At 65.1% G+C, this 19,669-nt stretch carries 14 protein-coding genes; 11 read left to right on the top strand and 3 right to left on the bottom strand.

Translation table 11 applies throughout. The features are described 5' to 3' along the window. Nucleotides 1-219: 219 nt before the first annotated feature. The 3 genes from phaP to BUS12_RS13700 all read left to right on the top strand — a co-directional run bounded on the left by phaP (nucleotide 220) and on the right by BUS12_RS13700 (nucleotide 3,019). Nucleotides 220-639: a phasin family protein gene (gene phaP / locus BUS12_RS13710; protein ID WP_074296185.1), complete on the top strand. Its 420-nt coding sequence runs from the start codon at nucleotides 220-222 to the stop codon at nucleotides 637-639. A 657-nt stretch (nucleotides 640-1,296) separates the two neighbouring features. Then, nucleotides 1,297-1,746: a DUF2844 domain-containing protein gene (locus BUS12_RS13705; RefSeq protein WP_083640379.1), complete on the top strand. Its 450-nt coding sequence runs from the start codon at nucleotides 1,297-1,299 to the stop codon at nucleotides 1,744-1,746. A gap of 10 nt (nucleotides 1,747-1,756) precedes the next feature. Beyond that, nucleotides 1,757-3,019, top strand: a complete 1,263-nt coding sequence (locus BUS12_RS13700) for a DUF3443 domain-containing protein (protein WP_074296183.1) — start codon at nucleotides 1,757-1,759, stop codon at nucleotides 3,017-3,019. A 10-nt stretch (nucleotides 3,020-3,029) separates the two neighbouring features. On the opposite strand, the gene BUS12_RS13695 is transcribed toward BUS12_RS13700, so the two are convergent. Next, nucleotides 3,030-5,384 (bottom strand): tetratricopeptide repeat protein, encoded by a 2,355-nt coding sequence (locus BUS12_RS13695; RefSeq protein ID WP_074296182.1) that lies wholly within the window; start codon nucleotides 5,382-5,384, stop codon nucleotides 3,030-3,032. Between the two features lie 140 nt (nucleotides 5,385-5,524). Beyond that, complete coding sequence (locus BUS12_RS13690; protein ID WP_074296181.1) at nucleotides 5,525-6,658, bottom strand: zinc-binding metallopeptidase family protein; 1,134 nt, start codon at nucleotides 6,656-6,658, stop codon at nucleotides 5,525-5,527. 338 nt (nucleotides 6,659-6,996) lie between these two features. Here BUS12_RS13690 and BUS12_RS13685 point away from each other — a divergent pair, with 338 nt between their 5' ends. The 8 genes from BUS12_RS13685 to hutG all read left to right on the top strand — a co-directional run bounded on the left by BUS12_RS13685 (nucleotide 6,997) and on the right by hutG (nucleotide 18,142). After that, the gene (locus BUS12_RS13685) at nucleotides 6,997-10,485 is read left to right on the top strand and encodes a transglutaminase family protein (RefSeq protein ID WP_074296180.1); all 3,489 of its coding nucleotides are present in this window, start codon (nucleotides 6,997-6,999) and stop codon (nucleotides 10,483-10,485) included. 28 nt (nucleotides 10,486-10,513) lie between these two features. Then, entirely contained in the window at nucleotides 10,514-13,138 is a 2,625-nt protein-coding gene (locus tag BUS12_RS13680; protein WP_074296179.1) for a circularly permuted type 2 ATP-grasp protein, read from the top strand. Beyond that, on the top strand, nucleotides 13,135-14,025 hold the full coding sequence (locus BUS12_RS13675) for a transglutaminase family protein (RefSeq protein WP_074296178.1): 891 nt from the start codon (nucleotides 13,135-13,137) through the stop codon (nucleotides 14,023-14,025). Before BUS12_RS13680 ends, BUS12_RS13675 begins: the two co-directional genes overlap by 4 nt. Before the next feature lie 143 nt (nucleotides 14,026-14,168). Beyond that, nucleotides 14,169-14,918 carry an IclR family transcriptional regulator gene (locus BUS12_RS13670; protein ID WP_074297486.1) on the top strand — a complete coding sequence of 250 codons (750 nt, stop codon included), beginning with the start codon at nucleotides 14,169-14,171 and terminating at the stop codon, nucleotides 14,916-14,918. An 83-nt stretch (nucleotides 14,919-15,001) separates the two neighbouring features. Further along, nucleotides 15,002-15,757, top strand: a complete 756-nt coding sequence (locus tag BUS12_RS13665) for a transporter substrate-binding domain-containing protein (protein ID WP_074296177.1) — start codon at nucleotides 15,002-15,004, stop codon at nucleotides 15,755-15,757. 17 nt (nucleotides 15,758-15,774) lie between these two features. Further along, entirely contained in the window at nucleotides 15,775-16,443 is a 669-nt protein-coding gene (locus BUS12_RS13660; protein WP_074296176.1) for an amino acid ABC transporter permease, read from the top strand. Further along, nucleotides 16,440-17,207, top strand: coding sequence for an amino acid ABC transporter ATP-binding protein (locus BUS12_RS13655; protein WP_074296175.1), 768 nt, complete (start codon nucleotides 16,440-16,442; stop codon nucleotides 17,205-17,207). The genes BUS12_RS13660 and BUS12_RS13655 overlap by 4 nt, the downstream gene beginning before the upstream one ends. Continuing rightward, complete coding sequence (gene hutG, locus BUS12_RS13650; RefSeq protein ID WP_074296174.1) at nucleotides 17,204-18,142, top strand: formimidoylglutamase; 939 nt, start codon at nucleotides 17,204-17,206, stop codon at nucleotides 18,140-18,142. The genes BUS12_RS13655 and hutG overlap by 4 nt, the downstream gene beginning before the upstream one ends. Nucleotides 18,143-18,174: 32 nt before the next feature. Here hutG and fliD read toward each other — a convergent pair whose 3' ends face one another. Beyond that, complete coding sequence (fliD, locus tag BUS12_RS13645; RefSeq protein ID WP_074296173.1) at nucleotides 18,175-19,662, bottom strand: flagellar filament capping protein FliD; 1,488 nt, start codon at nucleotides 19,660-19,662, stop codon at nucleotides 18,175-18,177. Nucleotides 19,663-19,669: the final 7 nt, after the last annotated feature.

The raw sequence follows: 19,669 nt of genomic DNA, 5'->3' as shown, positions 1-19,669 counted from the left end.
GCAGCGGTCACTTCTGTCCCTTAGCTGGCGCAATGTGTGCAGAAGGCGCATGATTGAGCCGTGTAGCGGCATGGCCCGCAGGCGCCCGGCAGGCAGCAGTTTCGGCGCAACAGCGAGCCACGGCACACCGGAGGTCAATCGAGGCACATTCATCGGCCCTGGGGGTCATCAGTGATGCAGCGATTGGCGTGGACCCATCTGCCCCAAGGAGGAATGAGCATGGAACGACCTGACGCCGCCAATCCGTTTGGCGAATTCACCAAAATGCTGGAGCAGTTCAAGCTACCCGGCTTCGACGTGCCCGCCATCATGGAAGCGCGACGCAAGGACGTCGAGGCGCTGGTAACGGCCAATCAGGCTGCGCTGCAGGGCATGCAGTCGCTCGCGCAGAAGCAGGCCGACATGCTGCGTTCGACTCTGGGCGAACTGCAGTCGCTGGCCGGACAATTCTCCGCCTCGGGTGGGGCACCCACGCAAACGGCCGAACTGGTCCAGCAGACCTTGCACAAAGCGTTGGCCGACATGCAGCAACTCGCGCAGGCGGCATATCAGTCGCAGGCGGAGTCGTATGCCGTGATCGCCAAACGCGTCGAAGAGAATGTGCAGGAGCTGAAAACCCTACTGCAACCGAAGAAGTAACAGATCGGCGGCGGTAGCCCACGCGCCCGATTCGAATTCCATTTGAACTCGGGTCTGGCGCGTCCGGGTCGAACACGATGCCGGTGCTGACAGGACATACTCCGTCAGCGCCGGCATTTTCATTTGCAGATCGCGGCGCGACGATGACACGGTTTGCGGCTCCGAGGGTTCCGTCCCGGCTTCGCAACGAAACCGCCCAACGTTTTCCTCAGACGAATAAAAAGCTTCGCATAACGAAATGTATGAGGGAAACAGGCTGAACGTCGATTATGTAGCGCCCATTTAATACGATCCGCAAAATTTTCCGCGTTGCCGGATTTTTTGCTGCCGCCCTTAATTTTTCTGATGCTGTTCGCTTAAAACGCAAGAAACGACCTAAACGGGCCGGGATGCACCGCCAGTACGGGTACTGGTTTCTTCAGTCAAACAGCATGTGCTGTCACGCCGTTTAACACGCTCAGCCAAACGATTGCGAGGGTGCTTTTTGCCTCGCTAAAGTTTCGCCCCGCCGCTCCGTAGACGCATTCACGCAACCTCTTCCGGCGTGATTGCAGCACCGGTTTCCACCGGTCGAGGAGTGCGCCCCTAATTCGTCGTTCTCGATCGCCACGGGCGATTCGCGAGCGTTTTCACCTCGAAGGAATTCACTTGAAAACGATGCTTCATACAGGCATTGCTTGCGCAATGCTGGGGGCAACCTGTGTCCTTTCCTTGCCCGCGGAGGCCACGCTTGGCCAGAACGTCAGCACCGTCGGCAACGACCAGGTGCTCATGCACGCCACCGCACACAGCGCGACTTCGCAAGCCGCGTACACGGTTCATCTGCTGACGCTGCCTTCGGGCACGGTCGTGCGCGAGTATGTGGCGCCCGGCGGGATCGTGTTCGGCGTGGCATGGGAAGGCCCGACGCTGCCGGATCTGAAGACCACGCTCGGCGCAGCCTTCGACTCCTACGTTGCGGCAACCGCGACGCGCCGCGGCACACCGCTCGCGGTCTCGAACAGCGACCTGGTGGTGTTCTCGGGCGGCCACCTGCGCGCGTTCGCCGGTCATGCGTACCTGCCGCAAGCCGTGCCGGCGGGCGTCGATGTCAACGTCATTCAATAACGGAGCCATCATGCGCGATTCAGATTCGTTTCTTAAGCTGGCGATTGCCGCGCTGCTGATGGTGCTGCTCGCCGCATGCGGCGGCGGTGGCGGCGGTAGCTCGAGCGGCAGCGCGTCGAACGCGTCGGCGCCTACGCAGTCGGTCACCAATACGTCGCCGGCGACCCAGGTGCTGGCGGCCAACGCGGTGGCGGTGACGGTCGACTCCGGTGTGAGCGGCGTGCCGAACATGCCTTTTGTCAGCGTTACGGTGTGCGCGCCGGGCACCACGCAGTGTCAGACCATCAATCACGTGCTGGTCGATACCGGCTCGTGGGGGCTGCGCGTGTTCGCTTCGCAACTGCCGTCCTCGGTGGCGTTGCCGCAGGAGCAGGATGCCTCGGGCAATCAGCTCGCCGAATGCATGCAGTTCTTCGACGGTTATACGTGGGGTGCGGTGCGGATCGCCGACGTGCAGGTTGGCGGCGAGAAAGCCGCTTCGCTGCCGATCCAGGTGATCGATCCGGGCTACAGCGCGGTGCCGTCGAACTGCAGCAGCGTCGGCGCCTCGCGCAACACCCCGGTCGCGCTGGCGGCCAACGGTGTGCTCGGCATCGGCGTGTTCAAGCACGATTGCGGCGCTAACTGCGCGCAGCAGGCCGTGCCCGCGACCTACTACGGATGTGCGGGGACCACTTGCACGTCGCTTGCGATCGCGGAAGCGCTGCAGGTGGCCAATCCGATTCCCTACTTCACGACCGACAACAACGGTTCGATCCTGATGCTGCCGGCGGTCGGCTCGAATAGCGAAGTGACGCTGACCGGTCAACTCGTGTTCGGCATCGGCACGCAAAGCAACAATGGCCTGGCCAGTGCGCAGGTGATCGGCGTCAGTCCGTCGAACGGCACGTTCTCGACGGTGCAAAACGGCTTGACGTACACGAAGAGCATCATGGACAGCGGTTCAACCGGACTGTTCTTCCAGACCAGCGCGTTGCCCACCTGCGCGAGTCCGAATAGTGCGTACTACTGCCCAACCTCGACTGAGCAGTTGAGCGCGATGATCGAAGGCGTGAATGGCGTCAACAGTGCGGTGTCGTTCAATGTGGGCAACGCGACGGCGCTGACGCAGAGTTCCGGCGGCGACTCGGTGATGCCGCTGCTTGCGGGACCGGCATTCGTGACGTCCGCGATTTTCGACTGGGGTTTGCCGTTCTTCTACGGCCGCAACGTCTACGCGGCAGTCGAGCAGCAAGCGACACCGGGCGGTACCGGGCCGTATGTCGCCTACTGATTCGCTCGCTTTACTGCGCGCACCACGCCTGCCACATCGTCCGGTAAGCCGCTTCGACGTGGTGGGCAAAGCGCGCGCCATCCATCAGCGGCGATCGCTCCATGCGTGGCCGCAGCGCTTGCCGCAAGTCCGCGAGACGCGTACGGTCCGCAGCCAGCGCGACGGCGATGCGGACGAACGCGTCGTCCGAGTATGCGGCCAGTTCGGGCAGTCCCAGATTGACGAGCTGACTCAGGCCGCCGCGTCCCACAGCGGTTTCGCCGACCCGCGTGACAACGGGCACGCCCATCCATAGCGAATCGAGGCTCGTCGTGTGGCCGTTGTACGGAAACGTGTCGAGGCCTAGGTCGATCTGGTGATAGGTGCGTAGATAATCGCCACGCGGCTGGAACGGCACGAAACCGACCCGCTGCAGATCGATGCCCTGGCGTTCCATCCGCCGCGCGAGATTCTGGTGGGCGTTGCCGGCCGGCGCCATTAGCAGCAGACGCGCCTCGCCGACCTCGCGCAACACGGCGCTCCACATGGCGAGCGTGCGGTCGGTCAGCTTGCAGGGATTGTTCAGGCAGCCGAACGTGAACGTGTTCGCGGTTAACGCCGGCAGCGGGTTGACCGCGGGCTCGTTCGTCAACGGGTCGTAGCACCAGAACGAGTCGGGCAGGCGCACTGAGCGTTCGGTGTAGTGGTGGTCGTGTGTGGGATCGAGATGTGGATCGGTCAGCCGGTAATCGATCGCCTCGATCCCGGTAGTGCCCGGATAGGCCAGCCATGCCACCTGCACCGGCGCGGGCTTGCGCGCAAACAGCAAAGGCCTGCCGTCGGCCATGTGCATGGCCAGATCGACGAGGATATCGATACCGTCCGCGCGAATCTGCTGCGCAAGCTGCTCGTCGTCGAGTTCGCGAACGTCGCGCCAGACGTCGGCATAACCGGCCAGCCGGCGCGTCAGATCGTCGGGACGTTCGACGCTCGCATAGCAAAAGATTTCGAACTGCTCATGATCGTGATGCGAGAAGAACGGCACCGTAAACAGCGACTGGCAGTGGTCGCGAAAGTCCGCCGCCACGTAGCCGATCCGCAATCGCCGCTGCGGCGTGCGGTCGTTTGGATGCGGCCGGCGCGTCGCGCGTAACGGCGTTTCATGCTGCGCGGACCAGCGCCGGCATTCGTCGAGTACCGTTTCGCCGGCTTCGGCTTGAAACGTCAGCGCATAGGCGAGGTTGCTGTGCGCGACCACGTTGTCCGGATCCGACTCGATGGCGCGGCGGTAGTGGACGATGCCTTCGTCGAGCGCGCCGCAGTCTTTCAGGACGTTGCCGAGGTTGTTGTGCGAGACCGAGTGATCCGGGTCGACTGCGAGTGCGGCTTCGAAGAGCGCCTCCGCTTCCCCCGTGCGGCGCAGCGTGCGCATCAGATTGCCGGCGTTGTTATAGGCCGCCACAAAGCCCGGACGCGTGCGGATCGCGGCGTCGAACGCCGCCGCGGCGGACTTGTATTCGCCGAGTTCCTTGCTGACGTTGCCGAGGTTGTTATGCGCGTCGGCGTGCAGCGGATCGAGCGCGACCGCATGGCGGTACTGCGCCTGGGCCTCGTGGCGCCGCCCGAGCGCATGCAGCGCGTTGCCGAGGTTGTACGCGGCTTCGGGAAAGTGCGGGTTGAGTGCGAGCGTGCGCGCGAGCAGGGTCACCGCCTCGTCGAACTCGCGCCGCGCGCAGCGCGCCACACCGAGGTTGAGCAGGCACGTCGGGGAGTCCGGCGCACTGCGCACTGCCGCGCTGAGCAGGTCGATGGCGGCGTCGAGCTGGCCGCTCTCCTGCAGGAGCGTGCCGAGGTTGGTCAGCGCGTTCGCGTGATCGGGTTGCACGGCGAGGGCGCGGCGATACGCGTCTTGCGCGCGTTCGGGCGCGCCGAGCTGACGATGGCAGTTGCCCAGGTTGTTCAATGCATCGACCTGCGCCGGATCGAGCGCGGCGGCCGACTCATACGCCGCGGCCGCTCCGCGCGCGTCGCCGTTCGACTGCAACGCGCCGGCGAGCGCGAACCACAGGTCCGCGGAGGTGGCGTCGAAGGCGAGCAGGGCGCGGTAGGTGTCGATGGCGTCGTCGAAACGTCCCGCTGCCGACAGCACCTGGCCGCGCGCGAACTGATAGCGGGCTTCGTGGGGCGCCAGCGCGATTGCGCGGTCCAGCCAGTCGAGCGCTTCGTTATAGGCGGCGCATTGCAGCCCGAGCACGCCAAGGCGAAACATGACGTCGGCATTGGCCGGCTCGTCGACGAGGACGGTTTCGTAGAGCGAGCGGGCGCTGGCGAGGTCGCCCGCGAGGTGGCGCTCTTTGGCCAAGGCCAGAGACTGGTCGGTCCGCATCGAGGTCCTGCCTTGATCCGAAAGGGTAGCGAGAGGGATGCGGAGCCGGCCCGGCGGGCGCGCCGGAGCAGCGGCTGTCCGCTCGAACGAGCAGGATAGCCGCCGTTTCACTACCAAAGTTTACCAGCCGTCACAAAAATTTACGACGGCGTAACCGCTTCCGGGCCGGGTGGCGGTGCAGTGGGCGGGGGCGCCGACAGCGTCGGCGGCGGCTGCCCGGCAATCACCCGGTGCACCAGCCGCAGCTTCTCGACGACCGGCGGCGCGAGCGTGAACGGATAGCCGTCGGGCATGCCCAGGCTGCGGTTCAGGCTGTTGAGCGCGTACGTCAGCGGAAACCAGCGCTTCATCAGGTTATCGAAGCTGGCGTCTTCGACCGGCGTCTGGTCGGTCAGCGTCGGCTCGCTCGGATCGCTCGGCAAAAGCGCCACGCCGTAGGACGTGGCGGTATCCAGCACGTCGACGATCAGCAGGTAGTGCGCCCACGTCTCCGCCCAGTCCTCCCACGGATGCATCGTCGCGTAGGCGCTGATGTACGACTGCGGCCACTCGGCCGGCGCACCGTCGCGGTAGTAGGTTTCCAGCGCCTCTGCGTAGTCGGCGCGCTCGTCGCCGAACAGCGCCCGGAACGGCTCGAGCCAGGGCGTACCGGCGACCAGGCGGTCGAAGTAGTAGTGTCCCGTCTCATGCCGGAAATGCCCGAGCAGGGTGCGGTAGGGCTCGTGCATGGCGGTGCGGGTGCGTTCGCGATAGGCGTCGTCGGCTTCCGCGATGTTCAGCGTGATCAGGCCGTTGTCGTGGCCGGTCATGACCTGGCCGCCGTCGCCGGTGTCCTCGAGAAACTCGAACTCGAGCCCGTCCTGCGGATGGTCGCGGCGCGACTCGACCTTCACGCCCAGCGTCGCAAACGTATAGAGCAGGCGCCGCTTGGCGACTTCGAGGCGGTACCAGTAGAGCCGGTTATCGGGCGGCGTGAGGTTCGGAATGGTGCGCGTCAGGAGACAGGAGCGGCATAGCGTCTCCGGTTGCCCGGCGGGGATCATCCAGTTGCAGACGTGTTCGAGCGCGTAGTTGCCGCATTGCCGGTACAGCGCGCCGGCGGCCTGCGGATGCAGGCTGCGCCAGAGGCCCTCGCCGGCATCTCCGCCGGCCGCCTCGAAGGCGCTCAGTTCGCCCAGTTCCGGCACGAAGCCGAGCATCGCCTCGCAGCGCTCGCAGAGGACGTTTTCGTAGAACACAAGGTGCTCGCAGCGGTTGCAGTGGAAGGTTCTCATGGGGGACCTGAAAGTGGGCTGACGGGCGCCGGATACACCGCAATCTTCATGCCGCATTTGCCAGACGTCACTGGTTTAACGCACATTACGTGCATGATGGGGCATGCGCTCTGCGCCGCTTTGGTGCGTGCAGCCGGGAAAGCCTTGTGCGAGGCTGGCCGACGGGTGCGCCAGGTGAGGCGTCGACAGGTTCTTGCAGGCTTCGGGAGGCTGCGAGGTCCACGCATGCGCACACGGAGTTTGTTTGCCGGCCGCGAGGCCAGACCCGGCAAGTTTTTCTACCAACGGCATGAAGCTTGCTTTTTGGCGGGCTGCCATCCTTCGCCCAGGAGTCCGGTGTGTCTATACGTGTCGCGTTGAACCATGTCACACATTATCGTTATGACCGCCTGGTCGCGCTGTCGCCGCAGGTCGTGCGGTTGCGGCCCGCGCCCCATTGCCGTACCCCGATCGTGTCGTATTCGATGCGGGTCGAGCCGGCCGAACATTTCATCAACTGGCAGCAGGATGCCTTCGCCAACTACCAGGCGCGGCTGGTGTTTCCCGAGAAAACCCGCGAGTTCAAGATCACCGTCGACCTGGTGGCCGAAATGGCCGTCTACAACCCGTTCGACTTCTTCCTCGAGCCTTCCGCCGAGAAATTCCCCTTCGAGTACGCGCCTGGCCTCGCCGCCGAGCTGGCGCCCTACCTGATCAAGCGGGAGCCGACCCCGCGCTTCAAGGAGTTCGTGGCGAGCATCGACCGCTCGCCCAAGGTGACCGCGGACTTTCTGGTGGAACTGAACCAGCGCCTGCAGCGCGAGATCCGTTATCTGATCCGGATGGAACCCGGCGTGCAGACGCCCGAAGAAACGCTCACCACGGCGGCCGGCTCGTGCCGCGATTCCGGCTGGCTGCTGGTCGAGACCTTGCGGCAGTTGGGGCTTGCCGCGCGCTTCGTGTCCGGCTATCTGCTGCAACTGGCGCCGGATACCAAGTCGCTGGACGGCCCGAGCGGCACCGAAGTCGACTTCACCGACCTGCACGCCTGGTGCGAGGTCTACTTGCCGGGCGCCGGCTGGATCGGGCTCGATCCGACTTCGGGCCTGCTGGCGGGCGAAGGCCACATTCCGGTAGCCTGCACACCGGAGCCGGGCAGCGCCGCGCCGATTTCGGGCGCGGTGGACGAGTCCGAAGTCGAGTTCGAACACACGATGTCGATCTCGCGGGTGCTGGAGACGCCGCGCGTCACCAAGCCTTATACCGAGGAAGTCTGGTCCGACGTCCTGAAGATGGGCGCCTACGTGGACGAGGAACTGGAGGCGATGGACGTGCGCCTGACGATGGGCGGCGAGCCGACCTTCGTCGCGGTGCGCGATCGCGACGCCGCCGAGTGGAACACCGACGCCCTCGGGCCGACCAAGCGCAGCTACGCGGTCGGGCTGATGGACAAGCTGCGTTCCCGCTACGGCGCGAACGGCTTTCTGCATATCGGCCAGGGCAAGTGGTATCCGGGCGAGCAACTGCCGCGCTGGGCGCTGTCGCTCTATTGGCGGGCGGATGGCGAGCCGTGCTGGCAGGATCCGACGCTGTTCGCCGACGAGCGCCAGCCGGGCAGCTATACCGCGGAAGACGCGCGTACCTTCCTGACCCACCTGACGGGCAAGCTCGCGCTCGACGCGCAGTTCATCAAGGCCGGCTACGAGGACACCTGGTACTACCTGTGGCGCGAGCGGCGCCTGCCGGTCAACGTCGATCCGTTCGATTCGCGCCTCGACGACGAGATGGAGCGCGTGCGCTTACGGCGCGTCTACGATAGCGGCCTCGCCTCGGTGACGGGCTACGTGCTGCCGCTTTCGCGCGAACGCGACCTGCCGCTGGAAGGGCCGCGCTGGGTCACAGGTCCGTGGTATTTCCGCGGCGACCGCATGTATCTGATCCCGGGCGATTCGCCGATGGGCTACCGCCTGCCGCTGGATGCGCTGCCGTGGGTCTCGGAGACGGACTATCCGTACCAGCACGCGCACGATCCGTTCGCCCCGCCCGCGCCGCTGCGCACGGCCGCGCAATTGCGCATGCAGTATGAAGGCGGCACGGGGGCGGGGCGTGTGGCAGGCGAGGCAAGTGGCGGCGCGGATGGTCACGGTGTGGGCGGTGCGGCTGCACTGCGCGCCGGCGGCACAGGTACGGGCACCGGCGCAGGGGCGGCCGGCGCCACGCCCGCCACCCTGCGCATACCCGAACGGGGCGAATCGGCAAGCTGGATCACCCGCACCGCGTTGTGCGTCGAAGCCCGCGATCCTGCTCGCGCCGCCGGTCCGAAGGTCGAAACCGACAGTTTCGGCAGCGGCCGCAAGATGCTGCATGTGTTCATGCCGCCGCTCACCGAGCTTGACGACTATCTGGACCTGCTCGCCGCAGTCGAAGCGACGGCCGCCGAACTGGGCATGAAGGTCGTCATCGAAGGCTATCCGCCGCCGCGCGATCAGCGTCTGAAGATGCTGCAGGTGACGCCGGACCCGGGCGTGATCGAAGTGAACATCCACCCGGCGTCGAGCTGGGAGCAACTGGTCGACCACACCGAGTATCTGTACCAGTCGGCGCACGAAACGTATCTGAGCACCGAGAAGTTCATGACCGACGGCCGCCACACCGGCACCGGCGGCGGTAACCACTTCGTGCTCGGCGGCGCGACGCCGGCCGACAGTCCGTTCCTGCGACGCCCGGATCTGCTGGCGAGCCTGGTGGCTTACTGGCTCAACCACCCGTCGCTGTCGTACCTGTTCTCGGGGCTGTTTATCGGACCGACCAGCCAGGCGCCGCGCGTCGACGAGGCGCGTAACGACCAGATCTACGAACTGGAGATCGCCTTCCGCGAACTGCAGCGCCAGATCGATCTGCTCGGCGGCCGCCACGGCGGGCAATTGCCGGCGTGGATGATCGACCGCTCGCTGCGCAACATCCTGATCGACGTCACCGGCAACACGCACCGCGCCGAGTTCTGTATCGACAAGCTCTATTCGCCCGACGGCCCGACCGGCCGCCTCGGTCTGCTGGAGCTGCGCGGCTTCGAAATGCCGCCGCACGCGCGCATGAGCCTTGTCCAGCAGTTGCTGCTGCGCGCACTGGTGGCGCGTTTCTGGAAGACGCCGTACACCACGCGTCTGACGCGCTGGGGTACGGAACTGCACGACCGTTTCCTGCTGGGCACGTTTGTGGAGATGGATTTCGACGACGTCCTCGCGGACCTGGCCGAAGCAGGCTACGCCTTCGACCGCTCGTGGTTCGCGCCGCATTTCGAGTTCCGCTTCCCGCTGGTGGGCGAAACGACGACCAGCGGCGTGACGCTGACCATCCGCAGCGCGCTCGAACCGTGGCACGTGATGGGCGAGGAGGGCGCGCCGGGCGGCACGGTGCGTTATGTGGATTCCTCGGTGGAGCGGCTTGAAGTACGCGTGCTGGGTCTGAACGAGAACCGTCATGTGGTGACCGTCAACGGCGTGCCGCTGCCGCTGCAACCCACAGGCCGCGTCAGCGAGTTTGTGGCGGGCGTGCGCTATCGGGCGTGGTCGCAACCGTCGGCCTTGCATCCGACGATCGGCGTCGATGCTCCGCTTACTTTTGACCTCGTCGACACCTGGACTGGCCGTTCTATTGGCGGATGCCAGTATCATGTGGCTCATCCGGGTGGGCGCAATTACCAGACCTTCCCGGTCAACGCGTACGAGGCCGAGAGCCGGCGGCGCGCGCGCTTCTTTACGATGGGTCATACGCCTGGACCGCTCGTGGCAGAGGCGCCGCAACGCAGTCTGGAATTCCCGTTCACGTTGGACTTACGCTACTGGTGACCTGAAAAACAATTAACCCGATACGACCTTGGCCTTTCAATCGACTTTTCCCTTCGAGGCAACCGCGGCTCACGCGGATGCGCTGTCGCTCCTGCGGGTGCTGCCGGTCCGCGATGGGCACTGGGACGAGTTGCTCGATTCGTCAGGGTCGTTGCGCGAGCCGTGGCGGCGGTTTTTCGAACTGCTCGGCGACGACGGCATTGCCGCGCTCGAGCACCACACGGCCTCGGTCGCGCAGCAGATCCGCGATAACGACATCAGCTACAACGTCTACGCGGACAAGGGCGAGCCGCGGCCGTGGGCGCTCGATCTGCTGCCGTTGCTGATCGACGAGGCCGAGTGGGCCGAGATCGAAGCCGGCGTGATGCAGCGGGCGCAGTTGCTCAACGCGGTGGTGGCCGACGTCTACGGTCCGCAGACCCTGCTGCAGCGCGGCCAGTTGCCGCCCGCGCTGGTGTTTGGGCACCCGGGCTATCTGCGGTCCGTGCGCGGCTTTACGCCGCCGGGTGGCCAGTATCTGCAGGTGGTCGCGGTGGATCTTGCCCGTGCGCCGAACGGCAACTGGACGGTCATGTCGCATCGTACCGAGGCGCCCTCGGGCCTCGGCTACGCGCTGGAGAACCGGCTGATCGTCTCGAGCCAGTTCGCCGAGCCGTTCCGGTCGCTGCACGTGAGCCGCCTCGCGCCGACCTATTCGCAACTGATCGCCACGCTCGTGCAGTCGGCCCGCGCCGTGATGCATGGCGATGCCGCGGACAGTTCGCCGCATATCGCGCTGCTCACGCCGGGGCCGTTCAGCGAAACCTATTTCGAGCATGTGTTTCTGGCGCGCTATCTGGGCGTGACGCTCGTCGAGGGCAAAGACCTCACGGTGCGCGACGACATGCTGTATCTGAAGACGCTCGCCGGTCTGGAGCGGGTGCATGTGGTGCTGCGTCGCCTCGACGACGCGTTTTGCGATCCGGTGGAACTGCGCGCGGATTCGAGCATCGGCGTGCCGGGCCTGTTGCAGGTGATGCGGGCCGGCAACGTGATCGTCTCCAACGTGCCGGGTTCGGGCTTTGTGGAATCCCCGGCGTTGCATGGTTTTTTGCCGGGCATCGCCGAGGCGCTGCTGGACGAAGACCTGCTGTTGCCGGGCGTGCCGACCTGGTGGTGCGGCGAAGAGGCGGCGCGCGAGCACGCCTTTGCGCATCTGGACGAAGCCTTTCTCGTGCCGACCTGGCCGGCCGCGCAGCGCGACAGTCCGCCGGGCCTCGCGCACGGCGTTCAGCCGCTCGATGCATGGCGCGGCCGGATCGAAGCGCTGCCCGATAACTTCACGATTCAACTGCCGCTGCCGTATTCGTGTGCGCCGCGCTATGAGGACGGCACGCTGGGGCGCCGTCCGTCGGTGCTGCGCGTGTATGCGATCGCCGATTTCAACGGCGGCTGGCATGTAATGCCGGGCGGCTTCACGCGTCTCGCCGCGGAACGGCAGGCGACGGTGTCGATGCAGTTCGGCGGCAGCAGCGTCGATACCTGGGTGCTGTCGAGCCAGCCGATCTCCACCTTCACGCTGCTGCCTTCGCCGATGCAGCCCGCCGACCTCGCGCGCAAGCATCGCACGGTCTCGAGCCGGGCCGCGGAGAATCTGTTCTGGGCCGGGCGCTACAGCGAACGCGCCGAGAATAACGTGCGGCTGCTGCGCCTGATCCTCGGCTCGCTGGAGAGCAACGACGCGGATGCCATGTTCGAGACGCTGGTCGAACTGGCGCAGTACTGCGGGCTGGTGCAATTCGGCGACGTGCGCAACGACGATTCGCTGCAGGCCTTCGAACGCACGCTGGTGGCGAATCTGCACGAGACCACGGGGCCCGCCAGCATCGGCCAGGTGCTGAACGCGCAGGTGCGGGCGAGCGGCGAGATTCGCGGCCGTCTTTCGAACGACCACTGGCGGACGATTCTCGCCGCCCGTAACGACTTCCGCGACGCCTTGCAGAAGCTGATGCCCGCCGCCAGTGCGAGCGCCGCGAACGGCAATGGCGCCGCCGCGCCAGGCAGCAGCCGTCATGACCGCTACGATCGCGTCACCTTGATGGACGCGCTCGAACATCTGGCCACGCAACTCTCGGCGATCAGCGGCGCGCAAGGCGACCGCATGACCCGCGACGAAGCGTGGCGCCTGTTGTTCGCCGGCCGGCATATCGAACGGGTCGCCTCGATGACGTCGACCCTGCGCGTGGTGGCCGACAAGGGTCAACTCGCCACGCCGGCCGGTTTCGACCTGCTGCTGCAACTGTTCGACAGCACGCTGACTTACCGCTCGCTCTACCCGGGCCGTCTCGAAGTGCCGGCGCTGATCGACCTGCTGGTGGTCGAACCGACCAATCCGCGCGGCCTGTACGGCGTCTACGAACGGCTGTGCGGCAAGCTCGACGAGATTACGATTGCGGCGGGCGGCACCCGCCACCGCGCGTTTGTCGATCTGATGCCGCCGCCCGACACGTTGCCGTCGCTCGAAAGCCTGTGCGAAACGGACGAGAACGGCGCCTACACGGTGCTGATCCAGGTCTGCGACGACCTCGGCGCTTTCGCCGCCGCGGCGGCCAACGAAATCAGCGCGCGCTACTTCAGCCACGCCAACACGCTCGCTTCGCAGGTATCGTCATGAAGACCGCACAGACCATCCTGTCGGTCTCGCACCGCACCACTTACCGTTATTCGACCTTCGTCGAAACCGCGCAGCATCTCGCGACCATCCGGCCGCTGGTGTGCGCCTGGCAGCGCGTCATCTCGCATGAAGAGAAGATCGAGCCGGAACCGTCGTATATGCACAGCCGCATCGATGCGTTCGGCAACGACGTGCTGTATTTCACGCTCGACGCGCCGCACGAGCGTCTGCAGATGGTCAGCGAAACCACGGTGCAACTGACGCCGCGCTGGACGAAGCTCGATCCCGACACCACGCCCGCATGGGAGGAGGTGGCCGACGCGCTGCGTTTTCACGTGGGCGGCGAGTTCCGGCCCGAAGTCGAATTCTGTTTTGCCTCGCCGAATATTGCTTTGCGGCCCGCGTTGCGCGCCTATGCGCTGCCGAGCTTCACGCCCGGCACGCCGGTCGCGGCCGGTGCGATCGATCTGATGCATCGCATTTACCGCGACTTCGCGTATAAGCCTTCAGCAACGATGTTCGATACGCCGGCCGAGCGCGCGTTCGAATTGAAGAGCGGTGTATGTCAGGATTTCGCGCAGGTGATGATCGGCTGTCTGCGTTCGCTCGGGCTGCCGGCGCGCTATGTGAGCGGCTATCTGCGCAACGATCCGCCGCCGGGTCAGCCGCGCCTGATTGGGGCGGATGCGTCCCATGCGTGGGTGTCGGTGCATTGCCCGGGGAGTGGCTGGATCGATCTTGATCCGACGAATGATGTGCTCGCCGATATGGATCACGTGACGCTCGCGATTGGCCGCGATTACAGCGACGTGTCGTTGCTGCGCGGGATGATTCTCGGCGGTGGCGCGCATCGTGTGGAAGTGGGGGTGAGCGTGCTGCCGTTGTGAGGTTCGCGGCTCACGCGCGTCGTTTTCTCCTGTTCAGGGGAAAACCCTCGTCATCGATTCCCACTCCATGGGAAATCGATTTTTGAAATCTGAGAACGTTCTGGCATCCTCACTTCATCGTTATTCGTCGTGTCGTGGTGGTCGTGAACGCGGAACAGAATGTCACCGGTGCAGAACGTGTGCTGCTCGTCCTTGCGGCGCTGGCCAGTCATGGCAAGGCGCTTTCCGTGAGAGACCTGCAGTCCATCACCGGACTCGCACAAAGCACCCTCTACCGGCAGATCGCGCTCCTCAAACGCTGGGGTTTCGTCGCGGAAAACGCCGGACACTACGCCCCTGGTCCGATTAGCCTGCAGCTCGCGCTCGGCTTCGACGTCAATTCGCTGCTCGTCGAAGCGAGCCGCAGCGAAATGCAGGTGCTGGCGCGGGTCTCGCAAGAGAGCATCGGGCTCGTCGTCGCAGTGAAGAACCAGGTGATGTGCCTCGAAATGGTCGAGAGCCAGCATTCGTTGCGCTGCTCGTTCGAGAAGGGGCGGGCCGTGCCCCTGAAAGCCGGCGCCTCGGCCAAATCGTTGCTCGCCTTCATGAGCGACAAGGCACGCACCGAAGTACTGGACAGCACGTTCGAACATGACGCGCCAGGGCGTGCCGCGCTCGAAGCTGAACTGGCGCGCATCCGCGCCGAGGGCTACGCCGTCAGCGACAGCGAAGTCGACCCAGGCGTGTGGGGCGTGAGCGCGCCGATCTTCCATCGCGGCGGCCGCGCGGCGGGCTGCAGTGCCTCGATCACGCTGATGGCGCCGTCGACCCGCGCCGCCGGCCGCGAAAGCCAGTTTATCGACGGGACGCTACGCACGGCCCGCGCCATCTCCGAGCATCTGCAGTCCGAATGATTTTCACGAACCCGAACCCGAACGATTCTCCCGGTCCCGATTCCGCATTGATCCTTGCCTTGGTCCTTTTTTGGAGCTCCGCCATGAAACTGCAACGCCTGTTCTCCGTCACCTGCCTGACGCTCGCCGTCACCTTTGCGGGCTTCTCCGGCCCAGCCTCGGCGCAAGGCGCCAATGTGCTGCAGGTCGCCACCGACGCCACCTTCCCGCCGATGGAGTTCACCGAAAACGGCGCGCGCACCGGTTTCGACATTGACATCATGAACGCGCTGGCGAAGGCGATGGGCAAGACCGTGCAGTGGACCGACATCGACTTCAAGGGGTTGATTCCCGGCCTGATCGCTCACCGCTTCGATGCCGCGATCTCGGCGATCTACATCACCGACGACCGCGCCAAGGTGGTCGACTTCACCGACCCGTACTACGCGGGCGGCCTCGTCGCATTGGTGAAAACCGATTCGCCGATCAAGGCGCTGACCGACCTGAACGGCAAAAAAGTCTCGGTGCAGGTGGGCACGAAATCGGTCAACTTCCTGCGCGACAACTACCCGCAAGTACAGCGCGTCGAAGTCGAGAAAAATCAGGAGATGTTCGATCTGGTCGGTATCGGCCGGGCCGATGCGGCCGTCACCGGCAAACCTGCGGCGTATCAACTGGCCAGGACGCGCGGCGGCTTTCGCGTGATCAGCCAGCAGCTCACCACCGAGCAGTACGGCGTTGCCGTGCGCAAGGACGAGCCTGAGCTGAAGGGTGCGTTGAACAGCGCACTCGCCAGGATCAAGGCCGACGGCACCTATGCGGCGATCGTCCACAAGTGGTTCGGCGCTGACGCGCAATAACCGGCTGAGTCAGACAGATGGAACTCGATTTCTCGCCGGTCATCGCCGGCTGGACCGACATCGCACACGGCGCGCTCGTCACGGTGGAAGTGACCGCGGCGGCGCTCGCACTGAGTTGCGTGCTCGGTCTCCTGATCGGCATTGGCCGTCTTACGCCGAAGCGCCGCGTCCTGTACGGCTTCTGCACCGCTTACCTGACGTTTTTCCGCGGTACACCGTTGCTCGTGCAACTGTTTCTGCTGTTCTTCGGCCTGCCGCAGTTCGGCATCCTGTTGCCCGCGTTCGTGTGCGGCGTGCTGGGGCTGGGACTGTATTCGGCCGCCTACGTCTCGGAGATCGTGCGTGGGGCGATCCAGTCGGTGGATCGCGGGCAGATGGAGGCGGCGCGGTCGATCGGCATGTCCTCGGGCCAGGCAATGCGCGCCATCATCCTGCCGCAGGCCGTGGTGCGGATGATCCCGCCGCTCGGCAACGAATTCATCGCGCTGATCAAGAACTCGGCGCTGGTGTCCCTGCTGACCATCGACGACCTGATGCACGAAGGTCAGAAAATCATCAGCGTGTCGTACCGTTCGCTCGAGGTGTACCTGGCCATTGCGCTGGTGTATCTCGTGCTGACCCAGGCGACCAATTACGCACTGCATCGCGTCGAGCGTCGTTTGCGTGCAGGAGGCATGGTGCAATGAACAACGCGTCGCAACCTATCGTTCAGATTCGCGGGCTGACCAAGTCGTTCGGCGCGCACGTCGTGTTGAACGGCATCGATTTCGACATTCAACCGCAGCAGGTGGTGGTCGTGATCGGGCCGAGCGGCTCGGGCAAGAGCACGTTCCTGCGCTGCTGCAACGGTCTCGAACAGGCCGAAGGCGGCACCGTGGATATCTGCGGTCATCGTCTGGTGGATCACGGCGTCATGCTGAAGGAGCGCTCGCTCAATGCGCTGCGCACCGAGGTCGGCATGGTGTTTCAGTCGTTCAATCTGTTTCCGCATCTGTCGGTGCTGCATAACATCACCGTGGGGCCGCGCATGCTGCGCGGCGCGAGCAAGGCCGAGGCCGAAACCGCGGCCATGGCCCTGCTCGACAAGGTGGGCCTCGCGCACAAGGCCAATGTGATGCCCGCCAGCCTCTCGGGCGGCCAGAAGCAACGCGTGGCGATTGCCCGGGCGCTTGCCATGCAGCCGCGCGTAATGCTGTTCGACGAACCCACCTCGGCACTCGACCCGGAACTGGTCGGCGAAGTGCTGCAGGTCATGAAATTGCTGGCGAGCGAAGGCATGACGATGGTGGTCGTCACGCACGAAATGGGCTTTGCCAAGGAAGTCGCCGACGTCGTGGTGGTGATGGACGGCGGCGTGATTGTCGAAGCCGGGCCGCCTTCGGAGATTTTTTCGGCGCCGACGCAACCGCGTACGCGCGCCTTTCTGCAAGCCGTGTTGTCGCGCGCATGAACCTTCCGTTCGACGAAAAGGTGTGGAGCGGCCGCCGCGACGACGGCGAGCCTGGCGATACGCGGCGCGTGTTCAGCCAGGTCGCGCGGTTTGCGGGCGAGCGGCTCGCTCGGGATACGCCGGTGATCGTCGGTTTCGGCTCGGATGAGGGCGTGCGCCGCAACCAGGGACGCACGGGGGCGGCGCATGCGCCGAAGGAGTTGCGAAAAGCGCTTGCCGGCCTGCCGGCGAAGGCATCGACGGCACTGTACGATGCCGGCGATGTACTCTGCGACGACGGCGATCTCGAAGCCGCGCAACACGCGTTGGGCCAGGCTGTTGCGGAGATCCTCGCATGCGGTGGCCGGCCGCTGGTGTTCGGCGGCGGTCATGAAGTAGCCTGGGGGACGTACAGCGGTTTGCGCGCTCATCTAGGCGACGCGGCCGAGCGCCGACTGCTTATCGTGAACTTCGATGCGCACTTCGATCTGCGCCAGACGCGTCCGGCGAATTCCGGCACGCCCTTCGATCAGATGGCGTGTGATTGCGCGACGCGTGGCGTGCCGTTCAATTACGTGTGCCTGGGGATCAGCGATCTCGCCAATACCGCGGCGTTGTTCGCACGGGCGCAGGAACTCGGCGTGCGGTATGTGCTCGATACGGAACTGCAGGAGTCGCAATTGCCGCACCGTCTGGCTCAACTGGACGCGTGGCTCGAAGCCGCAGACGATATCTATCTGACCGTCGATCTGGACGTGCTGCCCGGCTCGACCGCGCCAGGCGTATCGGCACCCGCGGCGCTTGGGGTGCCGCTAGCGGTTGTCGAAGCGATGGCGATGCGCGTGCGCGCTTCAGGCAAACTGCGCGCGGCGGATATCGCCGAATACAACCCCTCGCTCGATCACGACAAGCGCACCGCGCGGGTGGCGGCGCGGCTCGCGCATCGCTTGTTGTGAGCGGGGAGGCGCCGCCTCCCCATGCCGCGAACCTACTTGTTGTTCGCCATCGCCCCAGCACTATTCTTCCCGCCAAACAGGGCGGTCAGATAGTCGCCGTTCTGGCTCGTCTGCGTCATCAGCTTGTTAAGCGCCGTGAACTGCGCGTTGTAACCCTTGGTCAGCTTGTCCGTGTAATCGGTCAACTGGGTTTGCTGGCTGCTGATCGCCTTCAGGTCGGCAGTGAGCGCGTCGCTGTGGGCATCGAGCATGCCGCCCGTCTTCAGGAACGAAGTCAGCGACGTGTTCATCGAAGCAGCCAGGCCCGTCTTCGAGTCGAAGAGGGCGGCGACGGCCGTCGAGTCCGTGGTCAACGCGGTCGTCAGCTTGACGTCGTCGGTCTTGAGCGTGCCGTCCTTCTGCAACGTGATGCCGATGGCCGCGAGGTTGGCCGTGCTGCTGCCCTGTTTCAGGCCGCCGCTCATCGCACTCGCCAGCGTGTTGCGGATCGCGTTGAAGGTGGAATCGCCGAGCAGCACGCCGCCTTGCGAGCCGGCTTTCCTGGTGGCGTCGAAACCCGTGAACGACGCGGAAGTGCTGATGAAGTTGTTGTACGCCGTGACGAACGCGCTGATCGCGGTCTTCTGATCCGTGACGTCCTGCGCGATCGTGAGCGTCTGCGGGTTGTCCACCGCGTCGGCCGACAGGTTCAGCGTCAAGCCTTCGATAGCGGACGTGATGGTGTTGCTGGCGTTCTCGATCTCCATGCCGGAGAGGGTGAGATGCGCGTTCTGTCCGGCGACGCTTTGCTTCCAGTTGCCGGAGTCGTCCACCTGGGTTGTGGCCGGTGTGGTGGTCGAAATGGTGCTCTTCACGTTGAGCTTGTTGAGGTCCGCGCTCTCCGACTGGACCTGCACATTGATGCCGTTCGCGAGGCCGGTGGCGCTGGAGTGCAGCAGCAGATGCGCGCCGTCCACCCCGTTGACAACCGTCGCCGCGACACCCGGATTACCGGACGCCGCGTTGATGGCCGCGGCGATATCGGTCAGCGTGCTTTTGCCGCTTGCGATATTGATGGTGGTGCTTTTGCCGCCCACCGACAACGTCAGTGAGCCCGCACCAAGGGCCGTCTTGCTGGTGAACGCGCCGGAGGTGATGGACTGCGAGGCGGCAATGCTTTTGACGTCCACGGCATAGCTGCCCGCCACCGCACCCTTGCCAGCCGAGGCTGTCAGGCCCTTGCCGCCGGCAGATGCTGTGAAGGTGGTGAAGGCGCTGCCGTTCGCGAGCGGTGTCAGGGCGCTTTGCAGCAGCGAGAGCACCGACTTCACCGTGCCGATCGCGGTCAACTGATTGTTGTCGTGCGTGGCCCGGCTGGTGAGCGCGGCCTTTTTGCCGGCCACTTTCGCATTGACGAGCGCGGTGACGAGGGCGTTCACGTCCGTGTTCGATTTGGTCGAGCCGCTGATGATCGACTGCGCGGCTTCCTGAATCGACGTGCTCGCAGAACTGGATGCGGTGCTGCTGGTTACCGTTGACATGACGTGT

It is taken from the genome of Paraburkholderia phenazinium (assembly GCF_900142845.1).
In the GTDB taxonomy this organism is placed as follows: Bacteria; Pseudomonadota; Gammaproteobacteria; order Burkholderiales; family Burkholderiaceae; genus Paraburkholderia; species Paraburkholderia phenazinium_A.
Note: the sequence above shows the minus strand (reverse complement) of the source record. Positions and strands in the feature narration are given on the sequence as shown.